Origin of the sequence: Lysinibacillus parviboronicapiens (genome assembly GCF_003049605.2) — a bacterium.
GTDB lineage: Bacteria > Bacillota > Bacilli > Bacillales_A > Planococcaceae > Lysinibacillus > Lysinibacillus parviboronicapiens.
On record NZ_CP073713.1, the window covers coordinates 1 to 10,000 of the forward strand.

A 10,000-nucleotide genomic window follows, 5' to 3' on the forward strand; every position below is an offset into this window, starting at 1 on the left:
TTGGAACATTTAGAAGAATTATGGAATAATGTCCTGGCTCAAGTTGAACAAAAAATTTCTAAACCAAGCTTCGAAACGTGGCTAAAGTCTACTAAACTACTTTCATACAATGGTAGTGGATCAACAGTGACAATTGCCGCGCCAAATTCGTTTGCTCGAGATTGGCTTGAAAATCATTATATTCATTTGATTACAGGTATATTAACGGAGCTTACAGGCGAAGACTTGCTTATTAAATTTGTTGTTCAAAAAAACCAGGATTCGGACGATTTTGACTTACCAGCACCTATTATCCAAGCAAAAAATAACGATCATCACGATATTTCACCAGGTATGTTAAACCCGAAATATACATTTGATACGTTTGTCATAGGCTCTGGTAACCGCTTTGCACATGCTGCTTCTTTAGCTGTTGCTGAAGCACCCGCTAAGGCCTATAACCCTTTCTTTATATATGGGGGAGTAGGACTTGGTAAAACGCATTTAATGCATGCAATTGGCCACTATGTGTTGGAACATAATCCAAATGCAAAAGTTGTATACTTATCATCGGAAAAGTTTACAAATGAATTTATTAACTCTATTCGTGATAATAAAGCACTCGATTTTCGCAACAAATATCGCAATGTAGATGTGCTACTAATTGATGATATTCAATTCCTAGCTGGAAAAGAATCTACGCAAGAAGAATTTTTCCATACATTTAACACATTGCATGAAGAATCAAAACAAATAGTTATATCAAGTGACCGCCCACCAAAAGAGATTCCCACATTAGAGGATCGTTTACGCTCACGATTTGAATGGGGATTAATTACAGATATTGCACCACCAGATTTAGAAACTCGTATTGCTATTCTACGGAAAAAGGCTAAAGCAGATGGTCTAGATGTTCCAAACGAAGTAATGCTCTATATTGCGAACCAGATTGACTCCAATATTCGGGAGCTTGAGGGTGCGCTTATTCGTGTCGTGGCGTACTCATCGCTTGTTAACAAGGATATTAATGCGACATTAGCTGCTGAAGCGTTGAAAGATATAATTCCTAATTCTAAACCACGAACTGTCTCCATTTTAGACATTCAAAATGCAGTAGGAGAGCACTTTAGTATTCGTTTAGAAGATTTTGTCGCAAAAAAACGAACGAAATTAATTGCCTTTCCACGTCAAATTGCGATGTTTTTATCACGCGAATTAACAGATTTTTCGTTGCCGAAAATTGGAGAAGAATTCGGAGGTCGTGATCATACAACAGTTATCCATGCTCACGAAAAAATATCTTCTATGTTGAAAAATGACGCTCAACTCCAACAAGATATTAAACAAATACGAAGTATGCTAGGGAAATAATCCTGTGGACAATTCAATTATTTAAACACAAAGTTATGCACAGTCTATCTACATGTGGATAGACTGATTTTATTCATCTCAAAGCACTTATCCACAAATCCACAGGGCCTATTACTATATCTTTTTATATTTAATAAATAAATAATATAAATATGTGAGGGAAAACAAATGAAATTTGATATTTTACGTGACCGTTTATTAGAGGGTTTAAATGATGTCATGAAAGCTGTAAGTTCTAAAACAACTATTCCGATTTTAACGGGGATTAAAATTGATGTGACAGACGAAGGTATCCGCTTAACAGGTAGTGACGCTGATATTACCATCCAAACTTTTATTCCAGTAGAAGAAGATGGCCAACAAATTATCCAGATAACTGAAACAGGTTCTATTGTTGTACAAGCTCGTATGTTCAATGAAATTGTACGTAAGTTACCAACTAATGATGTTGAAATACAAGTAACAGCTGGCTTCCAAACACATATTCGTTCAGGTAAATCTGAATTCCATTTAATTGGCTCAGATGCAGCAGAATATCCATTACTACCTGAATTAACCGAAAATCAAAAATTTACTATACCGGCTGATTTATTAAAGTCAATTATCCGTGAAACAGTATTTGCAGTAGCCACTTCAGAAAGCAGACCGGTGTTGACAGGTGTAAACTGGCAGATAAAAAATGAAGCATTAATCTGTGTTGCAACAGATAGTCATCGGCTAGCAAGACGAAAAGTACAACTAGAAAATTTACCAGCAGTTGAACATAGTGTGGTGATTCCTGGGAAAAGCTTAAATGAATTAAACAAGGTCTTAGAGGATTCTACAAACCTTGTTCAAATTGTTATTACTAGCCAGCAAGTATTATTTAAAACGGGTGATGTATTATTCTTCTCTCGTTTACTAGAAGGTAACTACCCAGATACTACACGTTTAATTCCAGAAGAATATCAAACAAATGTGACGATTAATGGTAAAGCATTATTACAAGCAATCGATCGTGCGTCACTTGTAGCTCGCGGAGATCGTAATAATGTCGTGCGCTTTGACATTTTAGATAATCAAGCTGTCGAAGTTTCGTCTAATTCACCAGAAATTGGGAAAGTACAAGAGGAAATTCCTGTAGAAGCATTAGAAGGGGAAAGCTTAAAGATTTCTTTTAGTGCGAAATACATGATGGAAGCTTTAAAAGCAATTGATGGCCAAGATGTGGTTATTCAATTTACAGGGGCAATGAGACCGTTTATTCTACGCTCTGTACATGATGACGCAATTCTACAGTTAATTTTACCAGTGCGTACTTACTAATTATTTATGAGTAAGTACCTGACAAAAGAGCAGTTCTTATGTTCACTTTTTTCTGTTAGTTACCACGAATAATTTTGATATGCTTTAGTAGATAGTCGTTAACTGCGGCTATCTTTTTTTACTTATGCCGCATTTTTAGGTATGATAGAGAGATAGATATTCTGTATTTGGAGGGTGACACAGCTATGAAAGACATTGAAATTGACGTTGAGTTTGTGACGTTAGGACAACTTTTGAAAATGACCGATGCTATTAGCTCAGGTGGCATGGCTAAATGGTTTTTACACGAAAATGAAGTATACGTAAATGGCGAAGTAGATGATCGCCGTGGTCGCAAATTGCGTAATGGAGACGTCGTAAATATACCAGGATGTGGTCGATTTCGTATCGTTGGACCCGCTGGACAATAAAATATGCATATTGAGCAGTTAAAACTTACAAATTACCGTAACTATGATACTTTAGCGTTAAATTTCTCTCCAAAAATTAATGTGTTTATTGGTGAAAATGCTCAAGGGAAAACAAATGTCATGGAATCCATCTACGTATTGGCGATGGCTAAATCACATCGTACGACGAACGATAAAGAATTGATACGTTGGGATTCAGACTATGGTAAAATAGAAGGGGCCGTTCAAAAAAGGCACGGTATTTTACCAATTGAGCTTACGGTTACGAAAAAGGGTAAAAAAGGTAAGATAAATCATATTGAGCAAAGTCGCCTTAGTCATTATATTGGTCAAATGAATGTGGTTATGTTTGCACCCGAAGATTTAAATGTTGTAAAAGGGAGTCCGCAAATACGACGACGTTTTATCGATATGGAGATTGGACAGATTTCTCCGGTCTATTTACATGATTTATTAACCTTTCAAAAAATTTTAAAGCAGCGTAATCATTATTTGAAAATAAACCAAGGCAAGGTAATGATCGATGATGTAATGTATGAAGTCTATAATGAGCAATATATTCATGCAGCTACCCAAATTATTCGTAAAAGATTTCAATTTATGGATTTATTACAGGAGTGGGCAGAACCTATTCATGCAGGTATTTCACAAGGTAAGGAAACTTTAGCTATTAAATACCGCACAGTAGCTGGTATTGAAAAAGAACATACTCCTAGTGAAGTAGAAAATCTTTTGCACAAAAAATTGCTAGAAGCAAAGGATCGTGAATTTGATCGCGGTGTAACTATGGTTGGTCCGCATCGAGATGATCTGCAGTTTTTAGTGAATAACTATGATGTGCAGACATATGGCTCACAGGGACAACAACGTACAACTGCGTTATCGTTAAAGCTCGCTGAAATTGAACTAATTAAACAAGAAACAAATGAAACACCCATTCTACTTTTAGACGATGTATTGTCGGAACTCGATGATTATCGCCAATCGCATTTATTAAATACCATTCAAGGTGAAGTCCAGACTTTTGTTACTACTACAAGTGTTGATGGAATTCATCATGAGACGATGGAACATGCACAACTGTTCCACGTGAAACAAGGTGCGATTGAGGAAAGTTAGCCGGGGAGTTTTTTAGATTATAAAAGAATGGTAATAGTCAGCTCGGTTGACTGTTCATTCATTTACACACAATGATGTTATGAAGGAGTAGATGAAAGCCGTGGCTATAGAAAACGAAGGTTTACAAGATCAAGCTTATGAAGCCGATCAGATACAGGTATTAGAAGGTTTAGAAGCGGTTCGTAAAAGACCAGGGATGTATATCGGTTCAACAAGCTCCAAAGGGCTTCACCATCTAGTATGGGAAATCGTTGATAACAGTATAGATGAGGCTCTTGCAGGGTTCTGTACAGATATTACAGTAACGATTGAAAAGGAAAACTGGATTCGCGTAGAAGATAATGGACGAGGAATCCCAGTTAGTATTCAAGAGAAAATGGGAAAACCTGCTGTCGAAGTTATTATGACAGTACTACATGCCGGGGGTAAATTCGGCGGTGGAGGATATAAAGTATCTGGAGGGCTTCATGGTGTAGGGGCGTCTGTAGTAAATGCACTTTCAATTGAGACTATTGTTCAAGTTCATCGTGAGGGACATATCCATGAGATTAAATTTGAACGTGGGAAAACTGTTCAGGCTCTAACTGTTATTGGGGATACTGACCGTAATGGTACAACTACACGCTTCAAAGCCGATCCTGAAATATTCAAAGAAACAACAGTTTACGAATTCGATATTTTAGCACATCGTATTCGCGAATTAGCTTATTTAAACCGAGGAATCAGCATTACAATTGCAGATGAACGTGAAGAAGAAAAACGTTTTACTACATATCATTATGAAGGTGGTATCCGTTCTTATGTAGAGCACTTGAATCAATCTAAAGAACCCATCCATGAACCGATTGATGTTCTTGGTGAAAAAGATGGTATTTCAGTTGAAATTGCGATGCAATATAATGCTGGATTCTCATCCAATATCTTTTCATTTGCTAATAACATTAATACGTATGAAGGTGGTACACACGAGTCCGGCTTTAAAACAGCCCTAACACGTGTTATCAATGATTACGCACGTAAAAATGGTTTATTAAAAGAGGCAGATACAAACCTAACGGGTGAGGATGTTCGTGAAGGTTTAACGGCTATTGTTTCTGTTAAGCATCCTGATCCACAATTTGAAGGACAAACGAAAACAAAGCTAGGTAACTCTGAAGTAAGTCAAATTACTAATGCTTTATTCTCAGATGGTTTTGAGCGATTCATGTTGGAAAATCCAACTGTAGCTCGTAAAGTTGTTGAAAAAGGTTTAATGGCTGCTCGAGCAAGGGTTGCGGCGAAAAAAGCCCGCGAATTTACACGTCGTAAATCTGCTCTTGAAGTATCGAGTTTACCAGGTAAATTAGCTGACTGTTCTTCTACAAATCCAGCCGACTGTGAAATTTATATTGTTGAGGGTGATTCTGCCGGTGGTTCTGCAAAATCCGGTCGTGACCGTCACTTCCAAGCAATTTTGCCGTTACGAGGTAAAATCCTTAACGTTGAAAAAGCACGTTTAGATAAAATTTTATCGAATGCAGAAATACGTGCAATGATTACCGCATTCGGCACGGGTATTGGTGAGGAATTTAATTTAGAGAAGGCACGTTATCATAAAATTATAATTATGACCGATGCCGATGTTGATGGTGCGCATATTCGTACATTACTCTTAACATTCTTCTTCCGTTTTTTAAGACCACTAATCGAGGCGGGTTATATTTATATTGCACAGCCACCACTTTATCAAGTAAAACAAGGCAAGCATATTGAATATTGTTATGATGATGAGACATTAAGAGAGATCTTAGAACGTCTACCAAAAATGCCGAAACCAAATGTACAGCGCTACAAAGGTCTTGGAGAAATGAATGCGGAACAACTTTGGGAAACAACGATGGATCCCGAGTACCGCACATTGCTACAAGTGGAATTAGATGACGCAATCAAAGCAAACCAAGCATTTGAACGTCTAATGGGTGATGAAGTTGAACCTCGTCGTCAATTTATCGAAGAAAATGCCGTGTATGTAAAGAATTTAGATATTTAATTTTTTGTGAGGGGAGGTCTACACTTTGTCAGAACAAGAACGCTCTGGTGTTAAAGGAATTAATATAACAGAAGAAATCGAAACATCTTTTCTCGATTATGCGATGAGTGTAATCGTATCACGTGCACTACCAGATGTGCGTGATGGATTAAAACCAGTACATCGTCGTATTTTATATGGCATGCAAGAGTTAGGAAATACAGCAGATAAAGCGTACAAAAAATCAGCACGTATTGTCGGGGATGTAATGGGTAAGTATCACCCACATGGTGACTCATCAATTTATGATGCAATGGTACGTATGGCGCAAGATTTTAGTTACCGATATATGCTTGTTGATGGTCATGGTAACTTTGGATCTGTCGATGGCGATGGTGCTGCAGCGATGCGTTACACAGAATCACGTATGTCACGTATTGCAATGGAAATGCTACGTGATATTAATAAAAATACAATTGACTATACTGATAACTACGATGGCTCTGAAAAAGAACCAGTTGTTCTACCAAGTCGTTATCCAAACTTATTAGTAAATGGTGCCGCGGGGATTGCCGTTGGTATGGCGACGAATATTCCACCTCATCAACTTGGCGAAACGATTGATGCAGTACTTGCACTTTCTGAGAATCCTGCCATTACAACAGAAGAGCTTATGGAGATTATCCCAGGACCTGATTTCCCTACAGGCGGTTTAATTTTAGGCCGAAGTGGCATTCGTCGTGCCTATGATACTGGGCGCGGTTCAATTATTATTCGTGCAAAGGTAGAAATTGAACAAAAAGCGAATGGTAAGGAAACAATTCTTATTCACGAATTACCTTATCAAGTAAACAAAGCTAAGCTCATTGAAAAGATTGCAGAGCTTGTACGTGATAAAAAAATAGATGGCATTACAAACTTACGGGATGAATCAGACCGCCGAGGAATGCGTGTGGTCATTGAAGTGCGTAAAGATGCTAATGCCAATGTAATATTAAACAATTTATATAAACAAACAGCAATGCAATCAAGCTTCGGCATTAATATGTTGTCTCTAGTGAATGGTCAACCAAAAGTAATGGGCTTAAAAGAGATGCTGTATCATTATCTTGAGCATCAAAAAGTCATTATCCGTCGTCGTACAGAATTTGATTTAAAGAAAGCAGAAGACCGTGCACATATTTTAGAGGGCTTACGCATTGCTCTTGATCATATTGATGAAATAATTGCAATTATTCGCGGTTCTCGCAGTGGTGATGAAGCGAAGCCACAATTAATGGAACGATTTAATTTATCTGAACGTCAAGCACAAGCAATTTTAGATATGCGATTAGTTCGTTTAAGTGGATTAGAGCGTGAAAAAATAGAAGCCGAATATCAAGAGCTACAGGTGTTAATTGCTGAATTAAAAGCAATCTTAGCAGATGAAGCCAAAATTGTTGAAATCATTCGTACCGAAATATTAGAAGTAAAAGAACGTTTCAATGATACACGTCGCACAGAAATTACATCTGGTGGTTTGGAAATGATTGAAGATGAGGATTTAATTCCAGTCGAAAATTCGGTAGTTACTTTAACTCACAATGGTTATATTAAGCGTTTAGCTGCGAATACATATCGCAGTCAAAAACGTGGTGGTCGTGGTGTTCAAGGTATGGGTACAAACGAAGATGATTTCGTAGAGCACCTGATGAATACATCTACACACGATACAATTTTATTCTTCACATCAAAGGGTAAAGTATTCCGAGCAAAAGGTTACGAGATTCCTGAATATGGTCGTACAGCAAAGGGCTTACCAATTGTTAACTTACTCAATATTGAAAAAGATGAGAAGGTAACTGCAATGATCCGTGTTGGTTCATTTGATGAGGATGCTTACTTTATCTTTACAACGAAAACAGGTATTACTAAACGCACACCAGTATCTCAATTTGCGAACATCCGTACAAACGGTTTAATAGCAATTAGCTTGCGTGAAGATGACGATTTAATTGCGGTTCGTTTAACAGATGGCTCTAAGCAAGTAATTATTGGTACGCGTGATGGAATGCTTGTTCGTTTCCAAGAAGATGGTATTCGTTCAATGGGTCGTACAGCAGGCGGTGTACGTGGTATTAAACTACGTGATGGTGACGAAGTAGTTGGAATGGAAATTGTTGAGGCTGGGGAAGAAATTTTAGTTGTTACCGCGAAGGGTTACGGTAAACGAACTTCTGAAGAAGAATATCGTTTACAAAGTCGAGGTGGCGTAGGTTTAAAAACAATTCAAATTACTGATAAAAACGGTCCTATGGTAGCTGTAAAAACCGTTGATGGCACAGAAGATTTAATGCTGATTACAATCAATGGTATGCTGATTCGTATGGATGTAAATGATATCTCGTTAATTGGTCGTAGCACACAAGGCGTTCGTTTAATCCGTTTAGGAGATGAGGAACTTGTTGCAACCGTTGCGAAAGTCGAAAAAGAAGAAGAGGACGACTCTTCTGAAGATGAAGAACAAATAGAAGAATAATAATAAGGCCGGTGATGACAATAATAGTTTGTCAATCATCGGTTTTTTATTATAAATCATGAAAAATAAGTAATTATTTTGAATTCCATGATAAAATGAAATAAACCTTAATGTTAAGCAAGTGAAATAGTGAAGAGGTGTTAATTTCATGGAAACTATACATGTCCCAATTTCAGAGTTACGCTTGGGTAAAGTAATATCTGAAGATATTTTTGCAAATACACAATATCCAATAATTTTTAAAAACACAATAATTTCCCATGAACATCTACAAGTCTTTAGTGCATTTAATATTTCAAGAGTCCCTGTATATAAAGATGGCATGAAAGATGGGCAGTCGAATGAAGAAGAACTAGAAGTGGCTATTCCACTAGAAGCTGTTCCAACATTTAGAAGAGTGTACAATAATTCTGTTGAGCAATTTAAAAGGGAATTTAAAAATTGGGAAGCTGGTGCAAAGGTAGATATTGCGAAAGCACGTACAATTATTTTGCCATTACTAGAGATGGTTTTAGAAGATCGTACAATTATTTTTGATTTAAATGAGTATTCCAATCCTAAAGACTATTTATATCATCATTGTATAGCTACAGCGTTAATTTCTTCTGTTATTGCACAAAAATTAGGCTATGATAGAGGGCTTACGATTCAAGTAGCAATTGGAGGCTTATTAGCAGATTGTGGTATGGCTAAAATCCATCCACGTATTCGTGATAAGAAAACGACCTTAACTGAGCAAGAATTCGATGAAATTTATAAGCACCCTCTATATAGTTATAATATGGTGAAGGATTTAACGATTTTAAAGGATACGATGAAAGAAGCTATCTTCCAGCACCATGAGCGTTTAAACGGGAGCGGTTACCCTAAGGGTGAAAAAATCGCCAATATATCAATCTTTGCACAGATAATTGCCGTTGCAGATGTATTTCATGCAATGACATGTGAACGTGTATATCGATCTAAGCAATCTTCATTTAAAGTGATTGAGATGGTTAATGAATCTGAATTTGGAAAGTTTGATATTAAAGTAGTGCAGGCGCTTATTGATCTGGTTGCAGATTTACCTATCGGTACAATTGTGGAACTTTCTAATTTAGAACGTGGTGAAGTAATGTTCGTCAACAAATTCGCTCCAACAAGGCCTCTTATTAAATTAAGTAATACAGGAGAAATCTTTGATTTAGCGAAAAATCGGACTTTCTATATTTCGCGAATCATTACAGATTGACAATTGCGATAAGGCAATCAGTTATAATTTAGATTGCCTTATTTTCTATTAAACAAAGA

Annotated in this window: 7 protein-coding genes; all 7 read left to right on the forward strand. The window is 37.0% G+C overall.

Translation table 11 applies throughout. The annotated features are described in order from the left end of the window. The 7 genes from dnaA (at position 1) to C9J31_RS00035 (ending at position 9,941) form a co-directional block, all read left to right on the forward strand. Entirely contained in the window at positions 1-1,350 is a 1,350-nt protein-coding gene (gene dnaA / locus C9J31_RS00005) for a chromosomal replication initiator protein DnaA (protein WP_107951481.1), read from the forward strand. A gap of 168 nt (positions 1,351-1,518) precedes the next feature. After that, positions 1,519-2,655: a DNA polymerase III subunit beta gene (dnaN, locus tag C9J31_RS00010; RefSeq protein WP_107951482.1), complete on the forward strand. Its 1,137-nt coding sequence runs from the start codon at positions 1,519-1,521 to the stop codon at positions 2,653-2,655. Positions 2,656-2,840: 185 nt separating this feature from the next. Beyond that, positions 2,841-3,065 carry a S4 domain-containing protein YaaA gene (gene yaaA, locus C9J31_RS00015; RefSeq protein ID WP_010860741.1) on the forward strand — a complete coding sequence of 75 codons (225 nt, stop codon included), beginning with the start codon at positions 2,841-2,843 and terminating at the stop codon, positions 3,063-3,065. Between the two features lie 3 nt (positions 3,066-3,068). Continuing rightward, positions 3,069-4,184 carry a DNA replication/repair protein RecF gene (recF, locus tag C9J31_RS00020; protein ID WP_107951483.1) on the forward strand — a complete coding sequence of 372 codons (1,116 nt, stop codon included), beginning with the start codon at positions 3,069-3,071 and terminating at the stop codon, positions 4,182-4,184. Positions 4,185-4,275: 91 nt separating this feature from the next. Next, positions 4,276-6,213, forward strand: coding sequence for a DNA topoisomerase (ATP-hydrolyzing) subunit B (gene gyrB, locus C9J31_RS00025; protein ID WP_107951484.1), 1,938 nt, complete (start codon positions 4,276-4,278; stop codon positions 6,211-6,213). Positions 6,214-6,238: 25 nt separating this feature from the next. Further along, the gene (gene gyrA, locus C9J31_RS00030; RefSeq protein WP_107951485.1) at positions 6,239-8,710 is read left to right on the forward strand and encodes a DNA gyrase subunit A; all 2,472 of its coding nucleotides are present in this window, start codon (positions 6,239-6,241) and stop codon (positions 8,708-8,710) included. A gap of 148 nt (positions 8,711-8,858) precedes the next feature. Beyond that, a complete protein-coding gene (locus C9J31_RS00035; RefSeq protein ID WP_054768483.1) occupies positions 8,859-9,941 on the forward strand; it encodes an HD-GYP domain-containing protein in 1,083 nt (360 codons plus the stop codon). Positions 9,942-10,000: the final 59 nt, after the last annotated feature.

Excerpts from the sequence above, each read along its gene's own strand:
- yaaA (WP_010860741.1), top strand. The coding sequence starts at position 2,841 with ATGAAAGACATTGAAATTGACGTTGAGTTTGTGACGTTAGGACAACTT.
- dnaN (WP_107951482.1), top strand. The coding sequence starts at position 1,519 with ATGAAATTTGATATTTTACGTGACCGTTTATTAGAGGGTTTAAATGAT.
- recF (WP_107951483.1), top strand. The coding sequence starts at position 3,069 with ATGCATATTGAGCAGTTAAAACTTACAAATTACCGTAACTATGATACT.
- C9J31_RS00035 (WP_054768483.1), top strand. The coding sequence starts at position 8,859 with ATGGAAACTATACATGTCCCAATTTCAGAGTTACGCTTGGGTAAAGTA.
- gyrB (WP_107951484.1), top strand. The coding sequence starts at position 4,276 with ATGAAAGCCGTGGCTATAGAAAACGAAGGTTTACAAGATCAAGCTTAT.